This window comes from Aeromicrobium changchenzhani (genome assembly GCF_057586615.1).
This window is the reverse complement of record NZ_CM172480.1, coordinates 305,919-328,781: the sequence shown is the minus strand read 5'-3', so window position 1 is coordinate 328,781 and position 22,863 is coordinate 305,919. Positions and strand designations below refer to the sequence as shown.

Below are 22,863 nucleotides of genomic sequence, written 5' to 3'. Positions count from 1 at the left end.
CGTCAAGTGCCATCAGCTATTGAAGTCCGCAAAGTCCCGATCCATTCAGTTGCCGACGCAAGCGAGCTCGCCAAACTGATCGACGACGGCAGCATGGAAGCCGATCGCGTCATCGCCATCATCGGCAAAACCGAGGGCAACGGCGGTGTCAACGACTACACCCGCATCATCGCCGACCGTGCCTTCCGCGAGGTCCTGTTGGAGAAGGGCACCCGTTCATACGACGAGGTCCACCACATCCCGGTCGTATGGTCCGGCGGCACCGACGGTGTCATCAGCCCCCACGCCACGATTTTCGCGACGCTGCCCGAAGAGAAGACCATCAAGACCGATGAGCCGCGCCTAACCGTCGGCTTCGCCATGAGCGAGACGCTGCTGCCCGAAGATATCGGCCGCGTAGCCATGGTCGAAAAGGTCTCGGTTGCCGTCAAGGAAGCTATGGCTCAGGCCGGCATCACCGACCCGGCCGATGTGCACTACGTACAGACCAAAACACCGCTGCTCACGATCCACACGATCCAGGACGCCAAGAGCCGCGGCAAAACCGTATGGACCGAGCACACCCATGAGTCGATGGACCTGTCCAACGGCACCACAGCACTCGGAATCGCAGTCGCACTCGGCGAGATCGAGATGCCGACCGATGCTGACATCATGAAGGATCGCAGCCTGTTCTCGGCCGTCGCTTCGTGCTCCTCAGGAGTCGAACTCGACCAGGCACAGGTTGTCGTCGTGGGCAACGCCCGCGGCGTCGGCGGCCACTACCGTGTCGGCCACTCCGTCATGAAGGATGCGCTCGACACCGAGGGCATCTGGAATGCCATCAAGGATGCCGGTCTGGATCTGCCCGAGCGCCCGCTGTCCAGCGACCTCAACGGCAAGCTCGTCAACGTGTTCCTCAAGTGCGAGGTCAGCGAAGACGGCATGGTCCGCGGTCGCCGCAATGCGATGCTCGACGATTCCGATGTGCACTGGCACCGCCAGATCAAGTCCGCGGTCGGTGGCGTCGCAGCCTCCGTCACCGGCGATCCGGCCGTGTTTGTGTCAGTCTCGGCGGCCCACCAGGGTCCCGATGGCGGCGGGCCGGTCGCAGCAATCGTCGACCTGAGCTGATCGATACTCATCATGACTGAATCAACAAACGGTGGGCCTCTCGACGGGATCCTTGTCCTTGACCTGACGCGTGCACTCGCGGGACCCCATGCGGGCATGATGCTGGGTGACCTCGGCGCCCGCGTCATCAAGGTTGAAAGTCCGACCGGCGACGACAGTCGCGGTTGGGGGCCACCGTTTGTTGGTGATGGTGATGAGCGCGAGTCGACCTATTTCATGTCGGCCAACCGCAACAAAGAGTCAATCGTCCTCAACCTTAAGGACGAAGCTGACAAGGACGTCCTGACCCGGCTGGTCCGGCGCGCTGACGTCCTAATGGAGAACTTCCGGGTCGGCGTACTTGACCGGCTCGGCTTCAGCGTCGAAAAACTGCACGAACTCAATCCCCGCCTCGTGATCCTATCGATCACCGGTTTCGGCCACGACGGCCCCGAGGCGTCCCGGTCGGGTTACGACCAGATCGCCCAGGGCGAGGCTGGCCTCATGAGCGTTACGGGTTCCAACCCGGATGAGCCGACCAAGGTTGGGGTGCCGATCGCCGATCTGTTGGCCGGTATGAATGGCGCCTACGGTGTCGTCGCGGCCCTGTTTGAACGCTCCAACACCGGCAAGGGCCGCGTCGTCCGTACCTCGCTCATCGCCGGCATCATCGGCATTCACGCTTTCCAAGGCACCCGTTGGACCGTCGGCCATCAGGTCCCCGGCCCGTCGGGCAACCACCACCCATCGATCGCGCCATACGGGCTGTTCCATACTGCGACCGCTCCGATCCAACTCTCCTGCGGCTCCGAAGGCCTGTGGCAGAAGTTCGCGCCCGCGATCGGTGTTGCCGTCGATGACTCGCGCTTCGCAACCAATGGCGACCGGGTCGATCACAAGGATGAGTTAATTGCCTTGATCGAAGCGGTCTTCGCCGCCGAACCGGCTGAACACTGGCTGACAGTGCTCGACGAAATCGGCGTACCCGCGGGCAAGGTACGCACGATCGACGAGGTCTACGAATGGGAGCAGGTGAAGTCCCAGGGCCTGCTGATCGACGTCGAGCACGCGACCCAAGGTCAACTCAAGCTGCCGGGTCCGGTGTTGCGCTTGGACGACAATCCTTACGGTGGATCACGTCCGCAGAACATCGCGCCGCCGACGCTGGGACAGCACAACGAGTCGGTTCGAGCCTGGCTCGACGCCACTGAATAATCGTTCAACTCCGAGTCGTTCAATCCCGAGTGAAAGAGGCTTCATGGCCACCCGCCCGTCCGTACGCGAACTGATCGACATCGTCCTTGACGGACCGATTGAGTCTTGGGACGAGCCGATCGACATCTCGGCTCACCCCGAGGCTTATCAACGCGAACTCGAAGCCGCTGCCACCCGGTCCGGCTTCGACGAATCGGTACTCACCGGCCGTGGCCTCATGCACAGCCGGTCGGTCGCGATCATCGCCAACGAATTCCGTTTCCTCGGCGGGTCGATCGGCGTAGCCGCAGGCGACCGGATCAGTGCTGCGGTGCGCCGCGCGACAGCCGAGGGGCTACCGATCCTTGCCACGACCTCATCGGGTGGCACTCGTATGCAGGAGGGCACGCCCGCCTTCGTACGGATGATCGAGATCTCGCGGGCGATCATGGACCACAAAGCAGCCGGTCTCCCCTACCTCGTACACCTGCGCCATCCCACCACCGGCGGTGTCTTCGCTTCATGGGGATCGCTTGGTCACATCACGGTCGCCGAACCCGGTGCGCTGATCGGCTTTCTGGGCCCCAAGGTCTATGAATTGCTGACCGACCGCGCTTTCCCACCGGGCGTCCAACTGGCCGAGAACCTTGCGGCGAAGGGCATCATCGACGCTGTTGTCTCGACCGAGGACCTCGCCGAAGTGGTTGACCGCGCACTCAGTCTGCTGATTGACCCGGCCACGCCCGGAACACTGACACGACGTACCGATCCGCTGGCCGCACCTGAGTCTGCGTGGGCCTCAATCCTTACGACCCGCAGCCCAGACCGTCCGGGCGTTCGCGAAATCATCCGCTTCGGCGGCGCCGACACGATACGTCTGCAAGGCACCGACGAGGGCGAACGCGATAGTGCAATGTTGACCGTCCTCACCCGTTTGGACGGCCAACCGTGTGTCATCGTCGGCCAGGACCGTCGGACGCAGACGCCGGCCGAACCGATGGGACCGGCCGCATTGCGTGAAGCTCGTCGCGGCATGAAACTCGCCAACGAACTCGGACTTCCGCTCGTCTCCTTCATCGACACCGCCGGAGCCGACATTTCGCCGGCCGCTGAGGAGAAGTCGATCGCCGGTGAGATCGCCCGCTGCATCAGCACGATGGCGACTATGAAAGTGCCAACCGTGTCAGTGCTGCTCGGCGAAGGCTGTGGCGGCGGGGCGCTCGCGCTGCTGCCCGCGCACCGCATCATCGCGGCCGAACACTCCTGGCTCTCACCGCTACCGCCCGAGGGTGCTAGCGCGATTGTCTTCGGCGATGTCGACCACGCGCCGCAGATGGCCGAAAGTCAGAAGGTTCGGGCAGTCGATCTGCTCGCGGCCGGAACGATTCAGAGCATCGTCTCCGAGGGCGCTGGCGCGGATGTCGATCCCGAGGGGTTCGCCACTGCGATCGCAGCCGAGGTCGCCGCGCAGCTGCGCGAACTCCTCGCTGAACGCTAGGCGCGCTGCAAGACAGTCCAACTTCTCACAGGAAACTGTCGCCTCTCACACGTTGCAACCTGTGAGGAGTGACAGTTCCCGGGGTTATCGTGGGAAACTGTCACCGGCGGCGCGGCGGTTGTCAGGCGAGTTCGAGGAGTAGGTCGCCGCCTTGGACTTGGCCGGTTGAGGCGATGACGAGGCGGCCGACGGTTCCGGCGTTGGCGGATGTGATCGACGCTTCCATCTTCATCGCTTCGATTGTCGCGACGACCTGACCGGCGGTCACGGCATCGCCCTCGGCGACGATCGGAGTGACGACGCCGGCGAACGGCACGGCGATGTGCTTCGCATTGGCCGGATCTGCCTTCTCGGCCTGGGTCGCGGTGACGTCGACCGAACGATCACGTACGACGGTCGGGCGCAGTTGGCCGTTGATCGTGCCCATCAGCGTACGCATACCGCGGCTATCGGCCTCGCCGATCGCTTCGAGTCCGAACAGCAGCAGTTTGCCGGGTTCGAATTCGACTTCGGTTTCGGTGTCGGCGCGCAGGCCGTACCAGAATGCAGCGGTCGGCAGTTGCGAGATGTCGCCGTAGTCCTGTCGGGCTTGTTCGAAGGTCTTTGTCGGCTCAGGGAACAGGAGCCGGTTGAGGGTTTCACGCGGCGCGGTGGTCAGGCTCTCGTGATCCTCCTCCGACAACGTTTCGACAACCGGCTTGACCGTGCGGCCGGCGAGCGCCTTGGTGCGGAATGGTTCGGGCCAACCACCGGGCGGGTCACCGAGGTCACCGGCGAGGAAGCTGATGACTGACGCGGGAATGTCGAAGCGGCCCGGATCCTCAGCGAATTCAGCCGGGTCGGCGCCAACAGCAACAAGGTGCAGGGCGAGATCACCGACGACTTTGCTCGAGGGCGTCACCTTGATCAGATTGCCCAGGATGTCGTTGGCGGCGGCATACATGTCTTCGATCTGTTCAAACTTCTCGCCAAGACCCAGAGCGATGGCCTGCTGGCGCAAGTTGGACAGTTGGCCGCCGGGGATCTCGTGGGTGTAGACGCGGCCGGTCGGGGCTGGCAGTCCGGTCTCGAACGGCGCATATAGCCGGCGGGTGGCTTCCCAGAACGGTTCGAGATCGTTGACCGCGTCGATGTCCAGACCGGTCGATCGGGCGCTGAAATCGGTTGCCGCGACCAATGCGGACAGGGGCGGTTGGCTGGTCGTACCCGCCAATGCAGCAGAGGCGGCATCGACCGCGTCAACGCCTGCATCAATTGCCGCCACTAGTGTCGCGAGCTGTCCGCCGGCGGTGTCATGGGTATGCAGATGGACCGGCAGGTCAAAGCGTTCACGCAGCGCGGTCACCAAAGTCCGGGCCGCTGGCGCACGTAACAGCCCCGCCATGTCCTTGATCGCCAAAATGTGGGCGCCGGCGTCGACGATCTCTTCGGCTAGGCGCAGGTAGTAATCGAGCGTGTAAAGCTTCTCATCCGGATCGGACAGGTCGCCGGTATAACAGAGCGCGACTTCGGCGACTGCGCGGCCGGTCTCGCGTACGGCATCGATTGCCGGGCGCATCTGGTCGATGTCGTTGAGCGCGTCGAAGATGCGGAAGATGTCAACGCCCGTGCGCGCGGCCTCGGCGACGAACGTCTGGGTGACCTCGACTGGGTAGGGGGTGTAGCCGACCGTGTTCCGCCCGCGCAGCAACATCTGCAGACACACATTGGGGACCGCGGCGCGCAACTGTTCGAGCCGGCTCCACGGATCCTCCTTGAGGAAGCGCAATGCCACGTCGTAGGTCGCGCCGCCCCACGCCTCGATTGAGAACAACTGCGGCGTCATCCGAGCCACATAGGGGGCAACGTTGACGAGGTCGCGAGTACGCACGCGCGTCGCCAACAGCGACTGATGCGCATCACGGAACGTCGTGTCGGTGACACCGATCAGATTCTGCGCCCGCAGTGCGGCGGCGAAATCGCGCGGTCCGAGTTGTTCCAGCAGTTGGCGTGAGCCAGGCGCAGCGGGCGCCTTGAGATCAATCGGCGGCAGTTTCTCACGCGGATCCAAGGTGATGGGCGCGGTGCCGTTCGGATGATTCACGGTGATGTCGGCGAGGTAGTTGAGCAATTTTGCGCCCGGATCCCCCGTTGCATGGGCAGCCATCAGCCCCGGATGCTCCTCGATGAAGGTCGTACTGACCCGACCGGTTCGGAAGTCTTCGTCGGCCAGCAGCCCCTTGAGGAAATTAATATTGGTAGCAACGCCGCCCACCTTGAACTCATCGAGTGCACGGCTCGCACGCTCGACCGTCTCGGCGAAGTCACGACCCCGGCAGGTCAGCTTGGTCAGCAACGAATCGAAGTGCGCATTGATCACCGCCCCCGTGTAGGTCGTCCCGCCGTCAAGCCGGACGCCCGGCCCGCCAGGGGACCGATAGGTCGAGATCTGGCCGGTGTCGGGGCGGAACTCATTGGACGGGTCCTCAGTCGTGATCCGGCACTGCAGCGCCGCGCCGCGCAGCACAATCCGGTCCTGGGTCAACCCCAATTCGGGCAACGTCGCGCCGCTCGCGATGCTCATCTGCGCCTGCACCAGATCGACGTCGGTGACTTCCTCCGTCACGGTGTGCTCGACCTGAATCCGTGGATTCATCTCGATAAACACATGGCGACCCTGTTCATCGAGCAGGAACTCGACCGTGCCAGCGCACTCGTAGTTGATCGCATGCGCAAACTTGACCGCATCAGCACAGAGTCGATCACGGATTGCCGGATCGAGATTCGGTGCCGGTGCGAGCTCAACCACCTTCTGGTGGCGGCGCTGCACCGAGCAGTCGCGGTCATATAGATGAATCACATTGCCCGCGGAGTCGGCCAAGATCTGGACTTCGATGTGACGGGCGTTGACCACTGCCTCCTCGATGAAGCAGGTCGGGTCACCGAATGCCCCATCGGCCTCACGCATTGATGCATCGATCGCCGCCCGCAGTTTGGCCGGGTCATTGACCCGGCGCATGCCGCGCCCACCGCCACCGGCGACAGCTTTCACGAACAACGGATAGTTCAGCTGCTCCGATGCAGCAATCAATTCATCGGCATCACAGGAGGGCGGTACGGAGTTGAGTACCGGCACACCGGCCTCTCGGGCAGCGGTGATCGCGGTCGACTTGTTGCCAGTTAGTTCGAGGACATGCTTCCCCGGACCGATGAACGCGATTCCGGCGTCCGAGCATGCCTCGGCCAGATCCGGATTCTCACTCAAAAATCCATAGCCCGGATAGATTGCGTCAGCGCCGGCCTTGACCGCGGCCGCGACGATGATCTGCGGATCGAGATAGGCGCGGACCGGGTGGCCACGCTCGCCGATCTCATACGCCTCATCGGCCCGCACTCGGTGCTCGGAGCCTCGATCCTCATACGGGAAAACTGCGACCGTATGCGCGCCTAATTCATGGGCGGCACGGAAGGCACGGATGGCTATCTCGCCACGATTGGCGACAAGGATCTTCTGGAACAACGTGTGGTTCCGTTCGGTTAGTAGCAGCGGTGGCTACAACCTACCAATGCCGAGGAGTCGTTTGCATACGCTGAGTAGTCATTTATAAGTGACTCCTCAGCGCACGTGAGTGACTCCTCAGCGCACGTGAGTGACTCGTCAGCGACGCTTCTTACTCCAGACAGCGATCTGTTGGCTGGCGACCAGCGCTGGGAGGTTTTGCGTCGTACTCAACGCGTGATGCGCGGCGGCGAGTTCGACTTGGAGTTCGACGACGCGCTCGCGCAAGGCATAGACTTGGTGCTCAAGTTCGAGGACACGTTTGACGCCCTCTAGGCCGAGGCCTTCTGAGGTCAATTTGGCGACCGTGCGCAGCGCTTCAATGTCGCGGATCGAGTAGCGCCGCCCGCCGCCACCAGAACGTCCCGGCGCGACAAGTCCGAGCCGGTCGTAGGTGCGCAGTGTTTGCGGATGCAATCCCGAGAGCTCCGCGGCCACACTGATCACGAAGACCTTCGCCTCGGGCCCTGGCGGCTTAAATCCACCAATGGGATTGGCGGCGGTGAAACCACTCATGACGGCACCGTCCCGAATAATTCTGCCCGCGGATCGACATCGGCCTGCGCATCACGGAATACCTCGACCGCAGCGCGTGCGGCCTCGGACAGGTCAGCTGGAACATGAATGTCGACCGTTACCAGAAGATCGCCGACTGTCCCGCCCTTCCGCGGCGCGCCCTTGCCCCGAGCCCGGAACGTACGTCCATTGGGTGTGCCAGCCGGTATGCGGATCGTCACCGGAGCACCGCCAAGGGTCGGGACCTGGATTTGGGCGCCGAGCACGGCCTCATCAAACGCGATGGGAACCGTGATCGTTAGATTGTCCCCTTTGCGGGCGAAGATCCGGTCCGGTTTGACGTGGACGAGTAGCAGTAGATCGCCAGCAGGGCCACCGTTCTCACCTTTGCCGCCCTTGCCACGCAACCGGATTTTCTGCCCATCCTTGACCCCCGCTGGCACCTTGACCTGCATGGTCCGGCTGGATGGCGACCGGCCCGAGCCCCGACAGGTCTTGCACGAATGCTCGACCACCATGCCCCGTCCGCGACACTCCTCACACGGCTCCGTCATGGCGAAGAGCCCACCAGAAGTGCCGGTTTGCATACCGCTGCCTTGGCATTTGCCGCAGACCTTCGGCACGGTGCCTGGCTTGGCGCCGGTGCCGTTGCAGGTCGGACACGCTTCATCACTGGTCATCCGTAATGGCAGCGTGACTCCGCCGACCGCTTGCTCGAACGCAATAGTCGCCTCGGTCTCGACGTCGCCGCCGCGCCGTGCCTGCGGCCGTGCGCGTCGCCCCTGACTACCACGCGCGCCACCGAACAATCCGCCGAGCAGGTCGGAGATGTCGAAGTCCTGTTGACCTCCGACACCCCCGCCGCCACCCCCGCCGCCGCCGAATCCGCCGGGCTGGCGGAACTGTCCGAACATGCTGCGCTGCTCGTCGTACTCCTTGCGCTTGTCCACTGAGGACAACACTGAGTAGGCCTCGGATACTTCTTTGAAGCGTTCCTCGGCCTGCTTGTTATTCGGGTTGGAGTCGGGATGGTTGTCGCGCGCCAACGTGCGATAGGCCTTCTTGATTTCGGCCGCTGACGCGTCTTTCTTGACCCCAAGGGTCTTGTAAAAGTCCTTGGTCGCCCAATCACTGCTGCTCACGCGAACACCTCCCTACTTCGATTCGCCGTTGTCCTGCGCCGCTGGTTCAGCCATCGGCTCGCTGGCCGCATCGACGACGCTGACCTGCGCATGCCGTAGGACCTCTTCGCCGACGCGATAGCCGGTACGAATGATCGAATCGACCGTCGTCGTCGCGACTTCGGCCGACTCACCAGCGTGGAACAACGCCTCATGCAACCGCGGGTCGAATTCATCACCCTTGGCCCCGAAAATTTCGAGTTTGTGGCGTTTGAGCGCTCGTTGGAGCGAATCGGCAACGGCTTTGAAGCCGCCGACGAGCTCGCCGTGTTCGTCCGCACGACCAATGTCATCAAGCACCGTCAGGAGCGAACGAAGCACACTGGCCTCACCCTGCGCCTTGACCAACACCCGATCACGGTCGACGCGGCGCTTGTAGTTGACGTACTCGGCTTGCAGTCGTTGCAGGTCGGTAGTGCGCTCGGCGAGTTGTTCCTCAGCGGTCGGCACGGCCGGCTCTTCGGGAGCCGACGCCTCGGCCGAGGCGTCGGCGGCCGCAGGGGCCTCCGACTCCTCGACCGGCTCTACGACATCCGGATCCATCGGCTCATCGGCGGACATGGGCGGCTCCTGAGTAGCCCTCGAAAAACGAGGGGGCGTATCGAAGGGCGATCACTTAACTTCACCCTCATCATCGACGATCTCAGCATCGACGACATCATCGTCGTCGGCCGAGTCCGAACTCGAGGCACCATCTGCAGCCGGATTTGCTGCCTGCTCCGCAGCCGCCGCCTCATACATCGCGGTGCCCATCTTCTGGCTAGATTCGCCCAGCTTGGACACTGCGCCCTGGATGACTTCGAGATCCTCACCCTTGAGCGCTTCGCTCAGCGCTGCGGTGTCGGCCTCGACTTCATCCTTGAGCTCCGCACCGATCTTGTCGCCGTTCTCGGCCACGAACTTCTCGGTCGTATGGACAAGCGACTCGGCCTGGTTGCGGGTGTCGATCTCTTCGCGCTTCTTACGATCCTCTTCGGCGTATTCCTCCGCGTCCTTGACCATCTTGTCGATGTCGTCCTTGGACAGGGCCGAACCACCGCTGATCGTCATCGACTGCTCCTTGCCTGTGCCACGGTCCTTGGCGGACACGTGCACAATGCCGTCGGCGTCGATGTCGAAGGTGACCTCAATCTGCGGGACACCACGCGGCGCTGGCGGCAGGCCGGTCAGCTCAAAGGTGGCCAGCAACTGGTTGTTGGCCGCCATCTCGCGCTCACCTTGGTAAACCTGAATCGCGACGGAGGGCTGATTGTCGTCGGCGGTCGTGAAGACCTCCGAGCGCTTCGTCGGGATTGTCGTGTTGCGCTCGATGAGCTTGGTCATGACGCCGCCCTTGGTCTCGATGCCGAGGCTCAACGGCGTGACATCAAGCAGCAGAACATCCTTGACCTCGCCCTTGAGGACGCCGGCTTGGAGTGCCGCACCAACCGCGACAACCTCATCGGGGTTGACGCTCTTGTTGGGCTCCTTGCCACCGGTCAGTTTGCGGACCAGATCGGAGACTGCAGGCATACGAGTCGAGCCGCCGACGAGGACGACGCTACCGATACCATCGACGCTGATCCCAGCGTCCTTGATCACGTTGTGGAAAGGTTTCTTGGTGCGCTCGAGCAGATCAGCGCTGATCTTTTCGAACTCCGCGCGGGTCAGCGTCAAGTCGAGGAACACGGGGTTCTTTTCGGCGTCAACGGTGATGTACGGAAGGTTGATCGAGGTCGACTGCGAGCTGGACAGCTCGATCTTCGCGCGCTCGGCAGCCTCGCGGATGCGCGGCATCGCCATCTTGTCCTTGGTCAGATCGAGGCCGTTGCTGGCCTTGAACTTCTCAACGACCCACTCGACGATCTTCTGGTCCCAATCGTCACCACCGAGGTTGTTGTCACCGCTGGTGGCCTTGACCTCGACGACGCCGTCGCCAATTTCCAACAGTGAGACATCGAAGGTGCCGCCACCGAGGTCGAACACCAAGATGGTCTGCTCGTCGCCCTTGTCCAGGCCGTATGCGAGTGCGGCCGCGGTGGGCTCGTTGACGATACGGCTGACCGTGAGGCCCGCAATCTCGCCGGCTTCCTTGGTGGCCTGACGCTGGGCGTCATTGAAGTAGGCCGGGACTGTGATGACGGCATCGGTGACCGGCTCACCGAGGTAAGCCTCGGCGTCACGCTTGAGCTTCTGCAGCACAAAGGCCGAGATCTGCTGCGGCGTGAACGACTTGCCGTCGATGTCGACGTTCCAGTCGGTACCCATGTGACGCTTGACCGAACGGATCGTACGGTCGACGTTGGTAACGCCCTGACGCTTGGCGACTTCGCCAGCCAGAACTTCGCCGTTCTTGGCGAAGGCAACGACCGACGGGGTGGTGCGGGCGCCTTCGGCGTTGGCGATGACGGTGGGTTCTCCACCTTCGAGTACGGTAACGACCGAATTGGTCGTTCCGAGGTCAATTCCGACCGCTCGTGCCATGTTTCCTCCTACTGGATGTGATTGTGCAATGTCTGTGAGTAGTTGATTAACTCGCATCAACTGACTTGAGTCTAATGTTATCAACTCTCGAAGCAGAAGAAAAATTCCGGGTCGGTCCAAGCGAATTCAGTCACCAAGTTGCACCTACGACGTCCGCCCATAGAAATCAACGCACCCCGGTGACAGGTTGCGCAGAATAAGCAAGCGCTGCTTGTATCGACCGTATGAACTTCAACGGCATGTGGCTCGACGCCTCCGACGACCCGAGGGGAACAATCCCGACAGGTCGAGGTGAGAAGGCTGTCCTCACCGAGTACCTCGATCGCTACCGCATGACGTTCGAGCTCAAATGCGAGGGATTGACTGCCGAACAACTGGCGGCGCGCTCGGTACCGCCCTCGACGATGTCGCTATTGGGACTGATCCGCCACCTCGCCCGAGTCGAGCACTCCTGGACCCGCCGCGTGTTTGAGGGCCACCCAGAACTTCCCTTGCTGTACCGATCCAGCGACGATCCCGACCTAGACTTCCACCAAGCGGTCCCCGACGAAGTGGTCGTTGCCGACGCATGGACGTCTTGGCGCCACGAAGTCGCACACGCCCGCGAAGTATGCGCCTCCCTGGACCTAGACAAACTCGTCCAAGTCCACGGGAATGAAGTAGCAACCCGCGACATCATCGTGCACCTCATTGAGGAGTACGCACGTCACGTGGGCCACGCTGATCTTTTGCGTGAATGCATCGACGGTCGCACCGGTCAGTAAAACAGTTTCAGTGGGTCGTCGGCGCCGGACCCGTCAACGGGACTGCCCCGAAGTAACGGTGTGATCTAATCACTTGCCATGACGACACGGATGAAGATGTTCATCGCAGCGGCAGCCATCATCGCCATCGGCGTTCTGATGATCGTGTTGCAACCCGGGCCGCCGAAAGGTGAATGCGTTCCGCAGAACACGGCGAGTTCCGGGTTCGTCGATGAGAACAGTGGCTGCGCAATCTCGACGGAGAGCTACAACAAGATCCGTGAGTATGAGACTTCACCGAAGCTCTTTCGAATCGGTGGTCTGATCATCATTGTCGCGGGTATTGGTACCGGCGTCACGGCCGCAGTTCGCCGCAAACCACATGCGTCCGAAACAACGCACGAATAAGAGGATCGACGAACTACGTGACCGGCTCCGCCAAGCCGCGCAGGGAGGGACAATATCCATATGTCTCTCACTCTTGGTCCGAACCGCCCTCTGTCCAGCACCGGACCCGCCACAGTCAACTACCAAATCGACGGTCCGCAACACCGGTTGTTCTTCGATTCGTTTCCACGACGAATCCGCGCCTTTCTCGGCGGTGAGTTGGTCCTGGACTCGTTAGGCGCAATGTTGCTGCACGAGAGCAAGCTGATGGTGGCGCTCTATGTCCCCCGGGCAGATGTCCTCGCAAAGTTAACGCCGACCGAGCACCCAACACATTGCCCGTTTAAGGGCGACGCGTCGTATTGGGACGTCGAGGCCGGAGGTCAAACTGCGGAGAATGCCGTCTGGGGCTATCTCGAACCCCTGCCAGAGGCATCTTGGCTGGCGGGATACGTCGCCTTCTACTGGGATGCGATGAATGCGTGGTTCGACGAGGACGAGGAGACCCGAGGGCACCCGCGAGACCCTTACACCCGGATCGATGTGCGCCGCACTTCGCGGCCGGTCGAACTGCTTGTGCGTGGCGAAGTGATAGCCGAGACGCGCCGAGCGCTGGTGCTCTCCGAAGGGCACCTACCCAACCGTTTTTATGTCCCCCGCGAGGATGTCCCGGCAGGATTCTTGGAGGTCTCCCCAACCCACACGTACTGCCCCTACAAGGGTGAGGCCTCCTACCTTGACGTGGCAGGAGTCAAGGACGGCGCGTGGTACTACCCGAACCCATACGCCGGCGTCATGTCGATTCGGGACCACCTAGCTTTTCATGGCGACGGCCTGGCGGTTCGCGTTTCGGGTGAGCCGATCGACACCGGTATGCCGATCAGATCCTGAACGGGCCGCCCCCACATGGATCGCATGACGCGGCCGGAGGGTCGAGCAGCACTATTCCTTCAGAGTGTCGTCCTCGCCGTTCGCCCGCGTCTGTCCCTCGGCCGATTCCTCGAATTCAGGGCTGTCGAACACTTCCCCGCCGAGCGGATTGGTGCCGCTCGACGTTTCGGCAATGTCCCAGGCTCCAGTCGCCGGATCCATTTTGAGGGCCCCGCTGGACACTACGTGGATCGCGAACACCCCATGATTCGTACCGTCGCTATCCGCACGCGCCGCTGACGGGTCAAAGCCGGCCAGCGTAGCCGAAACATTGCGGTTTGAACGGCGCACCGGAGTCGCGGCACCGCTGACCGCATCGGGAGCGACAGGACGATGCACACGCACATATTGCGGCATCGTCTTGCGGCTCCCTCGAGGACCACCCAATAGACCTGCGTCAGCTTGCGCGGCTCAAGATTACCGCTGCTGGAGAGAACGGCGATGACCAGTGAACCCGAATCCGAGGACGTGGTGAAGAAGAAAACGGCCGTGCGAGTATGGCGCTGCCGTCGTCGCAGCGGCGAGTCAGAACAAATCTGAGCCACGTTCCCGGCGTTTCGTCAGCTGCCCGCGATGACTATCGGCACGATGACCGCGGTGATGATCGCTGCGTTCAAGCCGTCGATCGCCCGCTTGACCGCCGCCCCGACGGCGACCTCCTTGGACGCGTTTTCGATACGACGTTTGACGTCCTTCGCCGACATACCGTTTGACTCCTCGGCGAGCACCTTTTTGGCAACGCCGAGGCCCTGAAGGATCGCCAACAACGTCGCGTCAGTCGCCGACGGGCGACCACCGGCAAGGATGCTGCGCAAGCGGTCGCGGATCTCGCGTTCGGGTTGTGGGTCAAGGGTCGGGCGTTTCTCGGCAACCAAGCCAAGCATTCTTGAGGGCACAACGCCGACGACGCCCCTATCGACGAGCAGCTCGACGACTTCGGCTTCCGGATTGAGCTTCCGGTCTTGGACCAAGGCAGACAGCTTCGCACCATCCTTCTCGCCGACGCGGTTGAGCACCTTGTCGAGTGCTGCTCGACCGGTCGGCGTCGAGTCCGCGACATGCACTTTGGGATCCTTCTGATCCTCCAGAACGAGTCGTTCCTCGATCAAGAGATCTGCGATCGCCGCAGCACTCAGCGCCCACGCACTCTGCGTACCCCAACTTGCCGGGCCACCTTCGTCGTTCGTCAACAAGAGGAAGATCTCAGCGGCGGTGTCCATGCCCTCAGCATAGTGGCGAGCAGCTCGGCGACTGATGCGTTCCACGGCCAAGGTCGCAGGCGGCGGCGTAATCGCGCCGATCAGGAGCGGGCGCGACGCCCCACGACGACGATGCCAATCGCCGCGCTGAGCGCACCGACCGCCTCGCCAACCGCGCTGCAAGCCTTGGAACTGAACCAGATGGGTTCATACATTGCCGGGATCGGGCCGAAACCGCCGACATTCACATAGCGGTAGAACACGACTGCTGCAAAAGCACTCGCGGCGACGAGAAACGCGAGGATGAACGAGAGCCGGGAGCCAATGAGTAGGACGTAGCCAGCGACGCCGATCGCGACGATCGCCTCGATGCGGAAGATGTTGCCCTCCCCGATGCCGCCGGGCGCAGCCAGCTGATAATTGGACGCCTGCTGCAGATGCACGACTGCGTCGACGATGAGCATCACCGCGGTGAGAATGCGCAAACCCCACAGCGCCAGGGAGCTTGACGTCATCTGAGTGGCTTCACCTGTGCTCATTTGACCACCAAGGTTCCAGACATGTTGGGGTGGTAGGTGCACTTGATCTTGTAGGTGCCCGGTTGCTTCGGTGCGGTGAAGGTTGCGGTGCCACCCGCGTCAACCTTGGCGTCAAAGTCGCCTTTACCGTCCGCCGTCGCCGTGTGGGCCGCGGTGTCTTCGTTCTTAACGGTGATCGTGGCGCCAGGAGCAACCGATTTCGGTACTTTGTATTCGAAGTCCTTGATGACGATCGTGGTCGAGGTGCTGGCGTCCGAGCCGTCAGAGCTCGGCGCGGACGAGCTCGACTTCGGCGACGTTGATCCCGAATCCTGCTCTGATGAACCACAACCAGCGGTGCCGACCAAAAGTGCAACAGTTGCCAAACTTACGAATGCGGTCTTGAGCTTCACGGTGATCTCCAGATGAGATAGGGATTTGGGTTACGCCGCGTTAGCGGTCCCGACCGCCGGGCTCTGGGGCGATTCGTAGGGCCAATCGCATGGGTTTCGCGTATCTCGCAACTGTAAGTCGCGTACGGCAGTCCGCAACTTGAATTGACCGTTGCGCGGGTTCTTCCGTATGAGGTGGTGTCCCTTCCGCCGCGATGATCGCCACCGAAACAGTTAGTGCACAACCGACCCAACCGATCGAACACGAGGGTGCGGGCCGCTATCGTAAGGGCGGCAGTGATAGCGGGTGAGTGGTCCCGCCCGAATGACGTGTTCTACGATTCATCAGCTAAGTACATGATTCAGGGGGTCGATCTTGTCCAAGTTTTGGTGGTGGATCGTCGGTGCCGGTGTCGGTTTCATGGTGGTGCTGGCTGTTATCGCGTGGCAGGTTCGGGAGAACGATAGCGCCGCGCCGCTCGCTGCCACGCTGACCGACATCCAACTCCAGATCTATGACGACTACGCATTCCCGGTTTTCGAGACAGATGGCCGTACGTCAATCAAACTCGGCATCGAGCATGGACAAATGACGCTCGTCGATCCGATCGCGCGCGCAAAGTTCGCCAAGCAGAGCCTTGACGTAATGCTGCCCGGCGGCAAGAACGCCGAACCAGCCGCTGTCGCAACTCTGCCGGGCAGCCACGGAGCGCCGTGGGTTGCCGTCGCCACCACGCCCAAGAACGTCGACTTTGACGACCTCACCACGACGGAGCGTCCCCTGGCCTGGACCGGCTCGAAGTTGGCGCGCTCGAGCGACCGGATGCAGGCTGCCGATCCGATCAGGCTGCCGGTCGACCTACGCAGTAACGAGATTAATGGTGCTATCGGGACAGTCGACGCGGCGTTAGCACGCTTCGGCACGACCGATATTGCCGTCGTGACGACTCGCCAACGGGATCGAACCCACAAGCTCGACGAAGCGTCGCTTCTGCGGTGCGAGATCGACAACTGCCGGTGGAGCGATGGCGCCTTCCCGCAGAACACCGCTGTCGACGCCATCGGATCGACGGGCAGCGGTCTCGTCGCCGTCACTGGTGTCACGACTAAACGTGCCACTATTTGGTATGCCGACGATGCAGAGCTCCACTGGCGACGGATCGGATCGGGCCCGCCCAACACCTCGCTTTCTGCCCTACAAGACGGAGCAGGCGCAGCGACGCTCGTATGGGTGGGCCACGACACCGGCCAACACAATGCTGACCAAGTCGCCGTCCAAATCGTACGAGACAGGAAACTGCACACCGCCGTGCCACTGAGCGATGCCACCGGCAAGGTGTCATACGTGCCGACCGCGCTTAAGGTCGATGGACGTTGGTATCTCGGCGGCGGACGTCCGAACACCGCGAAGGTGTCACTGAAATACTCTGCACGCGAGCCGGTGCTGTGGGAGCTCCGCGACAAAATTTGGACGCCCGTCGCCGATAAGCTCCTCACCTATCAGCCCGACCAAGAACTCAAGACGTTGTTCGTCGACGCCGATGCAGACTTACGGGCGGTCAGTTCGTCCGCCGTTCAGGGCATCATGATGACCTGGCGGTTCACGCGCTCCTGACCGGGCCGACACAGGCCAGCGGGCGGCGTAGTGATGCGCACGGGTTCAGCCCACCGGCTGTAGCCCAGTTTCTTGGTCGAGGCCTTGCCCAAAACCGTGTCCTTCGTCGCCACCACCCATGTCTATCCTCGACCACGGTTTCTCGGACTTGGGAAGTCCCTTAATCCAACGTCCCGTTGCCCCGTTTTTCTTCGTCCGAGCCTAGCCGCCTTGGTCATCCACGTTGGACGCGTGCGCTCCCACAGGTAAGAGTGCCCGGCGTGCCGAAGCGGGCGTGAGAGAGTGTCTCGATGAGTGCTATTTGGCCCATCGTGCACGCGGAACGTATGGCCCTGACCAATGACCTCGCTAACCTCACCAATGATCAGTGGACTCACGCCTCACTATGCGCCGACTGGACTGTCCACGACGTCGCCGCTCACCTGATCGACAATGCCAACAGCACGCGTCTGAGTTTCATCCAGGGCTTGATTCGCGCACGATTCGACTTCGATCGGCAAAACGCGCAGGGCATCACCTACGAACGCGGTGCCACTCCACCCGAAACGCTCGAACGGCTTCGACGGGTCACAGCCCGAACATCGACGCCACCGGCGCCACTCGACAGCCGGCTCGTCGAGGAGGTCATTCACGGCGAGGACATCCGGCGACCACTTGGGATTAGGCGCCAGTATCCGTTGGCCGCGGTCGTCCAATCGCTTCGCTACCAAGCACGCACATCGGTCGCTCTTGGTGGTGCCAAGCAACGCATTGCTGCCGTCCGATTGCAAGCCACCGATACGGATCTCTCGATTGGTAGCGGCCCCGAAGTCAACGGCCCCGCATTGTCACTACTCCTCGCCATCTCGGGTCGTACCGTAGCGCTGAGTGATCTTGACGGACCTGGCGTGTCCACGCTGGAGTGAATTAGTGGCTGCCTCGCACTTGCCGCATTGTCCGCCTGAACGACCACCCGATCGCCGGCTCAAGCAAGCCACCGAAGTGGCGGAAGACTCGAGTTGCATTGTCAACGGTCACACTGGGTTTATTGCGTTGGACGCCGCGCACTAACGCTGCTGCGACGGAGCCGTGCACGTTGAGCTGCCATTGGGCGTCGAATTCGTTCACCGGAACATCCACGAAACGCCCTGGCAGCGCTGTGCCGGCGCAACAGACGAGGACATCGCAGGGCCCCGATCGTGATTCCAACGCTCGAATGGCCGTGCTGAGCGACTCGACATCCGTCACGTCGCAGGCCTGCCAGCAGACATCTGCCGCGATGGATTCCGCAGTGCTCCGGAGAGCTTCCGCGCCGCGTGCGATGAGCGAGATCCGGGCACCGCAAGCATTGGCTTCACCCGCAATCGTGGCACCGATGCCCCGTGAACCACCGGTAACGATCACGTGTTTATCCCGAAGATCGGTCATGACGTCGACTTTAGGGCCCGCGCAGGATCAGCCGCAGCATCGCGTCGCCGACCGCTCAGCTGAGGATGATCGGGAGCGATGCGTATCCGCTGGCTGGGTAGTGCGCGTTGATTGCTTCGGTGTCGGCGCCGAGCTTGATTTGCGTCGTTGCGGCGAGGAGTTCCTCAATAAACACCCGCAGTTCGAGCCGCGCAAGTGGAGCGCCCGGACAGTAGTGGACTCCCCTGCCATACAGGAGGTTTTGCGACGGGTCGCGATCGAGACGGAATGCATCGGGGTCGCCGAAAGCCGCTTCATCCCGATTTGCCGAAGCCCATACGACAAGCAGTCGCTCACCCTCAGGAATGTCGCGGCCGCCAAGTTTCACCGGACACGTCGTGCGCCGTCGATTCGCGATGAGCGGCGGATGGATACGCAGAATTTCATCGCTCGCTCGCTCCGCAAGACTCGGATCCGCACGCAGGAGAGCCTGCAGTGCGGGATGCTCAGCCAAATAACCGCCGATTATTCCGATGCTGGCGGCGATCGTCCCGAGCTCCCCGACAGTCCAGTTCCGCACGATTGAAACGATCTCCTCGTCCGTCAGGGCGCGACCCTCGACCGTCTCACGAAGCAGTGCTGTGGTCACGTCATCTGGTGCGGCTTGGCCCGCAGCGCGCCGCTCGTCGAGTTGCTCGCGAATGTAGGAGTCGAATTCCATCGCGACCGCTGACATCGCGGTGCGGTCTGCAGCGAGAGTCGCCCGATGGTTCTTCTTCGTCCACTCGCGCAGTGGCGCGCGCAGCCGATCCGGCCACCCCATGAACGCACACTGCAGTCGATTCGCGAAGGGCTCGGCGAACTCGGACATGAAGTCGACTTCGCGCACCCGCGGCAGCTCATCGATGAGTTCGGTGACGATTTGTCGGCAGGTTGGTTCGAACGCTACCATCGGCGCGGAGCGGTAATAGCGATCGACAATTCTGCGGAAAACGGTGTGCTCAGGTGGATCCATTCCATTCGGAACCGACAGGTGTTGCGACACCGAGTTGGAATACGTCACGGAATCATCGAGCACGGTCAGGGCATCGTCGTGCCGCAATACGGCCCAGTTCCCGCTCGAGCTAAATGGCACCGGACACCGGCCGCGCATCTCGTCGTATGCGGCGATTTGATCAGCCAACACGTCATCGGATCGCGGATCCCAGTCGACAGGACGATCAACCGTCACGGCCACCCCTCACTTCGCAGTCTCCATGGTAGTCCTCGACGTTGGTTCGCAACCGGGTACGGATACGAACCAGCCGACATAGCCGGATCGGTGGATCAGGCGGAGGTGAACTCCTTGTCCTGCACGGCCACCGACTCAAGCGCGAGCGACTCACCCTCGATGTCGAGATTGGGCAGTATGCGGTCCAGCCAGCGCGGCAACCACCACATCCGATCGCCCAACAACGCCATGAATGCCGGAACCAAAGTCATACGGACCAGGAAGGCATCGGCAAGGATGCCGATTGCAAGGCCGAAGCCGATTGACTTGACCACAGCATCATCGCCGAGCGCGAAGCTGCCGAACACACCAATCATGATCGCAGCGGCCGCAGTCACGACCCGCGCGCCATATTGGAAGCCGTAGACAACTGCTTCACCCGCAGATTTGCCGTGTACGTATTCCTCCCGCATCCGCGAAACCAGGAAGACCTCGTAGTCCATCGCAAGACCAAACAAGATGCCGGTCAGCAACAGCGGCAGCATGAACAGCACCGGCCCAGACTTGTCGATGCCGATGAGATTTGCGAACCAACCCCACTGGAACACCGCGACGGTCGCGCCGAGGGCAACTCCGACTGAAAGCAGGAAGCCCACGACAGCCTTGAGCGGCACCAGCAACGAACGGAACACGATCGTCAGCAGGAGGAAAGCGAAGCCCACCACGACAAGTAGATACTTCGGGAACGCGGTCGCAAGACTCTCCGAGATGTCGACACCCAACGCCGTTTGACCAGTCACCAGAGCACGCGCGCCGGTGTCGGCCTCCGTCCCCTTCACCGCCGAACGGATGTCATCGACCAACGCCTGCGTCTTCGCATCCGATGGACCACTCTTGGGAACCACCGTGACCATCGCATACTGCGCCTTATCGAGCTGATCCTGATAGGCCGTAACTGCCTTGCTGTCCTTCGGATCAGGCGCTGGCGAGACGACTGCGGCGACATCGGCCTTGATCCCCTTGACCTTCGCAACGACGCGGGTCACGGCCGCCTCCGGATCCGCTGCGTTCTTGGTGTCGACCACAACGAGCAGCGGGCCATTGGTGCCCGCACCAAAGTTTTCGGCGATCAAGTCGTATGCCTGTCGCGGACCGCTGTCCTTCGCGGCAGTGCCGTCATCGGGCAGCGCAAGTTGCATCGAGGCGACTGGAATGGCGACGACGCCTGCGACCAATAGACCGGTCACAAAGGTTGCCACCCGATGCCGGGTGATGAAGTCAGCCCAGCGACGGCCATTCGTAAGCGTGCCGCTCCCGTCCTCGGGGTCGCGCGCTTTGAGGAAGGGCAGTTTGCCCGAAGCAATCCGCCGCCCAGCAAAACCGAACAACGCCGGGAGCATTGTCAATGCAATTAATACCGCAACCGCAACCGTTCCGGCCGCCGCGAGACCCATCTCGGTCAAGAAGGAAATGTTGACCACTGACAGTCCGGCGAGGGCGATGATGACGGTAAGTCCCGCAAAGATGACTGCAGACCCGGCCGTGCCGACCGCGCGGCCAGCGGCTTCTTCGTAGTCTTTGCCAGTGCGTACCTCATGTCGATAGCGCGACACGATAAACAATGCGTAGTCGATACCGACAGCAAGACCAAGCATCGTCGCCAGAATCGGCGTGGTCGAGCCAAGATCGATGAAGCCGGTAAGCGTGGTAATCGTTGAAATGCCGATTCCAACCCCGATCAGAGCGGTCAGCAACGGCATACCGGCGACCAGCAAGGAGCCGAACGTGATGATCAGGACGACAATTGCGACTCCGATGCCGAGCAGTTCGGTCGTGCCACTCTCGGGCACCTGTTGCAGCGCATCGCCGCCGATAGCAACCTTCAAGCCAGCGGCACGAGCATCGGTCGGGGAGCTCTCAAGTGCCGAGCGGTCGGCGTCAGTCAGTTCGATTGAAGTCTTTGAGTAGGACACCGTCGCGTAAGCGGTGCGGCCGTCCTTCGAGACGGTGCCCAACGCGTACGGATCGGAGGTCGCCACGACATGATCGGTCTTAGTCGACGCGATTGCCGCCAGGACCGCCTTCTTATTGCCGGCTGTCTTCAGGCTCTGACCCTCCGGCGCCTGATAGACGATCCGTGCGGTGGCTCCGTCGGGAGCGGCGTCCGGCGTACGCGCCTTGATCAGATCGAAGGCTTGGGTGGACTCGATGCCGGGCAGGCTGAACTGATCGGATGTCTTGCCCGACAGTGTGGCCGAGCCGAGCCCCATCAGGACAAGCAGACAGAGCCAAAACGACACAACGATCCGGCGGTGACGGAACGACCAGCGTCCGAGGCGATAAAGGTGCCAAGCCATGGGGGTTCTCCTAGGAAATGGTGGGAAAAGGTCAGTGAATGCCGAGGGCAGGAAGGAGCACGCCCTCGAAGTAGCGGCGTATATATGCGGGATCGGGGTCGGTGCCGTCGATCAGAGCACTGAGCACGACTGGCGCCATTAGCAACAGGTTCACGAATGGCAGGGCCGGATTGTCGGCCGGGATCTCCCCTCGATCGACCGCCCGCCCGATCATGATCCCAACGCGCTCGAATGCCGGTCCGATGATCTCGGTACGGACCGCGTCGGCCAGTTCGAGGTTGTTCCCCATCGCATGCATGATCGCGATGATGAGGTCCGAATCGTTCTTGTTCTTGGTCGTGTCAGGATCGGCGAGCGCCAACAGATCTCCACGCAGTGTTCCGGTGTCAGGAATTTCTTCCTCGCCTGGACCGATGCACCGCATCGCTTCAACGACCAGCGTGGTCTTGTTCCCCCACTGCCGGTAGAGCGTTGCCTTGCTGCTCTTAGTCGCCTCGGCGATTTGGTCCATCGTGAGCTTGTCGTAGCCGTGCTCGGCGACCAACGCAAGCGTGCCTGAATACAGCTCATTCAGCCGCTCGACAGTCAGTCGACTCATGGATCCTCCAGCGATACGAAACAGTTTCGTTTCGACATTACGCGGG

General features: G+C 62.0%; 21 protein-coding genes and 1 pseudogene. 8 read left to right on the top strand and 14 right to left on the bottom strand.

The features are described from left to right. Positions 1 to 6 precede the first annotated feature (6 nt). From bar to AC2YB9_RS01740, 3 genes are read left to right on the top strand one after another with little or no spacing between them, the layout of a single operon-like run. Positions 7 to 1,113 carry a barbiturase gene (gene bar, locus AC2YB9_RS01750; protein WP_487267037.1) on the top strand — a complete coding sequence of 369 codons (1,107 nt, stop codon included), beginning with the start codon at positions 7 to 9 and terminating at the stop codon, positions 1,111 to 1,113. A gap of 12 nt (positions 1,114 to 1,125) precedes the next feature. Then, positions 1,126 to 2,307 carry a CaiB/BaiF CoA transferase family protein gene (locus AC2YB9_RS01745; protein ID WP_487267036.1) on the top strand — a complete coding sequence of 394 codons (1,182 nt, stop codon included), beginning with the start codon at positions 1,126 to 1,128 and terminating at the stop codon, positions 2,305 to 2,307. 43 nt (positions 2,308 to 2,350) lie between these two features. Then, positions 2,351 to 3,784, top strand: coding sequence for a carboxyl transferase domain-containing protein (locus AC2YB9_RS01740; RefSeq protein ID WP_487267035.1), 1,434 nt, complete (start codon positions 2,351 to 2,353; stop codon positions 3,782 to 3,784). A gap of 121 nt (positions 3,785 to 3,905) precedes the next feature. Here the strand turns inward: AC2YB9_RS01740 and AC2YB9_RS01735 are convergent, their stop codons facing one another. From AC2YB9_RS01735 to dnaK, 5 genes are all read right to left on the bottom strand, one after another. Further along, positions 3,906 to 7,283: a pyruvate carboxylase gene (locus AC2YB9_RS01735; protein ID WP_487267034.1), complete on the bottom strand. Its 3,378-nt coding sequence runs from the start codon at positions 7,281 to 7,283 to the stop codon at positions 3,906 to 3,908. A gap of 138 nt (positions 7,284 to 7,421) precedes the next feature. Next, positions 7,422 to 7,838: a heat shock protein transcriptional repressor HspR gene (locus AC2YB9_RS01730; RefSeq protein ID WP_487267033.1), complete on the bottom strand. Its 417-nt coding sequence runs from the start codon at positions 7,836 to 7,838 to the stop codon at positions 7,422 to 7,424. Beyond that, positions 7,835 to 8,980 carry a molecular chaperone DnaJ gene (gene dnaJ, locus AC2YB9_RS01725; protein ID WP_487267032.1) on the bottom strand — a complete coding sequence of 382 codons (1,146 nt, stop codon included), beginning with the start codon at positions 8,978 to 8,980 and terminating at the stop codon, positions 7,835 to 7,837. The genes AC2YB9_RS01730 and dnaJ overlap by 4 nt, the downstream gene beginning before the upstream one ends. 12 nt (positions 8,981 to 8,992) lie before the next feature. Beyond that, on the bottom strand, positions 8,993 to 9,580 hold the full coding sequence (grpE, locus tag AC2YB9_RS01720) for a nucleotide exchange factor GrpE (protein WP_487267031.1): 588 nt from the start codon (positions 9,578 to 9,580) through the stop codon (positions 8,993 to 8,995). Positions 9,581 to 9,631: 51 nt separating this feature from the next. Beyond that, positions 9,632 to 11,482 carry a molecular chaperone DnaK gene (gene dnaK / locus AC2YB9_RS01715; protein WP_487267030.1) on the bottom strand — a complete coding sequence of 617 codons (1,851 nt, stop codon included), beginning with the start codon at positions 11,480 to 11,482 and terminating at the stop codon, positions 9,632 to 9,634. Between the two features lie 224 nt (positions 11,483 to 11,706). Between dnaK and AC2YB9_RS01710 the strand changes: the two genes are divergently transcribed. From AC2YB9_RS01710 to AC2YB9_RS01700, 3 genes are all read left to right on the top strand, one after another. Then, positions 11,707 to 12,246, top strand: coding sequence for a DinB family protein (locus tag AC2YB9_RS01710; protein ID WP_487267029.1), 540 nt, complete (start codon positions 11,707 to 11,709; stop codon positions 12,244 to 12,246). Positions 12,247 to 12,324: 78 nt separating this feature from the next. Then, positions 12,325 to 12,633, top strand: coding sequence for a hypothetical protein (locus AC2YB9_RS01705; protein ID WP_487267028.1), 309 nt, complete (start codon positions 12,325 to 12,327; stop codon positions 12,631 to 12,633). A gap of 60 nt (positions 12,634 to 12,693) precedes the next feature. Further along, positions 12,694 to 13,503, top strand: a complete 810-nt coding sequence (locus AC2YB9_RS01700) for a DUF427 domain-containing protein (RefSeq protein ID WP_487267027.1) — start codon at positions 12,694 to 12,696, stop codon at positions 13,501 to 13,503. Positions 13,504 to 13,554: 51 nt separating this feature from the next. Here AC2YB9_RS01700 and AC2YB9_RS01695 read toward each other — a convergent pair whose 3' ends face one another. From AC2YB9_RS01695 to AC2YB9_RS01675, 5 genes and pseudogenes are all read right to left on the bottom strand, one after another. Then, positions 13,555 to 13,881: a hypothetical protein gene (locus tag AC2YB9_RS01695; protein WP_487268666.1), complete on the bottom strand. Its 327-nt coding sequence runs from the start codon at positions 13,879 to 13,881 to the stop codon at positions 13,555 to 13,557. A 38-nt stretch (positions 13,882 to 13,919) separates the two neighbouring features. Next, positions 13,920 to 14,087 (bottom strand): annotated as a pseudogene (locus AC2YB9_RS01690) (BCCT family transporter); the annotation flags it as partial. Between the two features lie 15 nt (positions 14,088 to 14,102). Next, positions 14,103 to 14,762: a GOLPH3/VPS74 family protein gene (locus AC2YB9_RS01685; RefSeq protein WP_487267026.1), complete on the bottom strand. Its 660-nt coding sequence runs from the start codon at positions 14,760 to 14,762 to the stop codon at positions 14,103 to 14,105. Between the two features lie 80 nt (positions 14,763 to 14,842). Beyond that, entirely contained in the window at positions 14,843 to 15,280 is a 438-nt protein-coding gene (locus AC2YB9_RS01680; protein WP_487267025.1) for a hypothetical protein, read from the bottom strand. Further along, on the bottom strand, positions 15,277 to 15,672 hold the full coding sequence (locus tag AC2YB9_RS01675) for a cupredoxin domain-containing protein (protein WP_487267024.1): 396 nt from the start codon (positions 15,670 to 15,672) through the stop codon (positions 15,277 to 15,279). Before AC2YB9_RS01675 ends, AC2YB9_RS01680 begins: the two co-directional genes overlap by 4 nt. 355 nt (positions 15,673 to 16,027) lie before the next feature. Between AC2YB9_RS01675 and AC2YB9_RS01670 the strand changes: the two genes are divergently transcribed. Both AC2YB9_RS01670 and AC2YB9_RS01665 read left to right on the top strand, forming a co-directional pair. Beyond that, complete coding sequence (locus AC2YB9_RS01670) at positions 16,028 to 17,266, top strand: hypothetical protein (protein ID WP_487267023.1); 1,239 nt, start codon at positions 16,028 to 16,030, stop codon at positions 17,264 to 17,266. A gap of 290 nt (positions 17,267 to 17,556) precedes the next feature. Continuing rightward, entirely contained in the window at positions 17,557 to 18,171 is a 615-nt protein-coding gene (locus AC2YB9_RS01665) for a maleylpyruvate isomerase family mycothiol-dependent enzyme (RefSeq protein ID WP_487267022.1), read from the top strand. A gap of 1 nt (position 18,172) precedes the next feature. Here the strand turns inward: AC2YB9_RS01665 and AC2YB9_RS01660 are convergent, their stop codons facing one another. From AC2YB9_RS01660 to AC2YB9_RS01645, 4 genes are all read right to left on the bottom strand, one after another. Further along, positions 18,173 to 18,673, bottom strand: coding sequence for an SDR family NAD(P)-dependent oxidoreductase (locus AC2YB9_RS01660; RefSeq protein WP_487267021.1), 501 nt, complete (start codon positions 18,671 to 18,673; stop codon positions 18,173 to 18,175). A gap of 55 nt (positions 18,674 to 18,728) precedes the next feature. Next, on the bottom strand, positions 18,729 to 19,883 hold the full coding sequence (locus AC2YB9_RS01655) for a cytochrome P450 (RefSeq protein WP_487267020.1): 1,155 nt from the start codon (positions 19,881 to 19,883) through the stop codon (positions 18,729 to 18,731). 95 nt (positions 19,884 to 19,978) lie between these two features. After that, positions 19,979 to 22,219, bottom strand: a complete 2,241-nt coding sequence (locus AC2YB9_RS01650) for an MMPL family transporter (RefSeq protein WP_487267019.1) — start codon at positions 22,217 to 22,219, stop codon at positions 19,979 to 19,981. Positions 22,220 to 22,250: 31 nt separating this feature from the next. After that, entirely contained in the window at positions 22,251 to 22,817 is a 567-nt protein-coding gene (locus AC2YB9_RS01645; protein ID WP_487267018.1) for a TetR/AcrR family transcriptional regulator, read from the bottom strand. Positions 22,818 to 22,863: the final 46 nt, after the last annotated feature.

Excerpts from the sequence above, each read along its gene's own strand:
- AC2YB9_RS01745 (WP_487267036.1), top strand. The coding sequence starts at position 1,126 with ATGACTGAATCAACAAACGGTGGGCCTCTCGACGGGATCCTTGTCCTT.
- AC2YB9_RS01740 (WP_487267035.1), top strand. The coding sequence starts at position 2,351 with ATGGCCACCCGCCCGTCCGTACGCGAACTGATCGACATCGTCCTTGAC.
- AC2YB9_RS01730 (WP_487267033.1), bottom strand. The coding sequence starts at position 7,838 with ATGAGTGGTTTCACCGCCGCCAATCCCATTGGTGGATTTAAGCCGCCA.
- grpE (WP_487267031.1), bottom strand. The coding sequence starts at position 9,580 with ATGTCCGCCGATGAGCCGATGGATCCGGATGTCGTAGAGCCGGTCGAG.
- dnaK (WP_487267030.1), bottom strand. The coding sequence starts at position 11,482 with ATGGCACGAGCGGTCGGAATTGACCTCGGAACGACCAATTCGGTCGTT.
- AC2YB9_RS01710 (WP_487267029.1), top strand. The coding sequence starts at position 11,707 with ATGAACTTCAACGGCATGTGGCTCGACGCCTCCGACGACCCGAGGGGA.
- AC2YB9_RS01705 (WP_487267028.1), top strand. The coding sequence starts at position 12,325 with ATGACGACACGGATGAAGATGTTCATCGCAGCGGCAGCCATCATCGCC.
- AC2YB9_RS01700 (WP_487267027.1), top strand. The coding sequence starts at position 12,694 with ATGTCTCTCACTCTTGGTCCGAACCGCCCTCTGTCCAGCACCGGACCC.
- AC2YB9_RS01685 (WP_487267026.1), bottom strand. The coding sequence starts at position 14,762 with ATGGACACCGCCGCTGAGATCTTCCTCTTGTTGACGAACGACGAAGGT.
- AC2YB9_RS01680 (WP_487267025.1), bottom strand. The coding sequence starts at position 15,280 with ATGAGCACAGGTGAAGCCACTCAGATGACGTCAAGCTCCCTGGCGCTG.
- AC2YB9_RS01665 (WP_487267022.1), top strand. The coding sequence starts at position 17,557 with ATGAGTGCTATTTGGCCCATCGTGCACGCGGAACGTATGGCCCTGACC.
- AC2YB9_RS01660 (WP_487267021.1), bottom strand. The coding sequence starts at position 18,673 with ATGACCGATCTTCGGGATAAACACGTGATCGTTACCGGTGGTTCACGG.
- AC2YB9_RS01650 (WP_487267019.1), bottom strand. The coding sequence starts at position 22,219 with ATGGCTTGGCACCTTTATCGCCTCGGACGCTGGTCGTTCCGTCACCGC.
- AC2YB9_RS01645 (WP_487267018.1), bottom strand. The coding sequence starts at position 22,817 with ATGAGTCGACTGACTGTCGAGCGGCTGAATGAGCTGTATTCAGGCACG.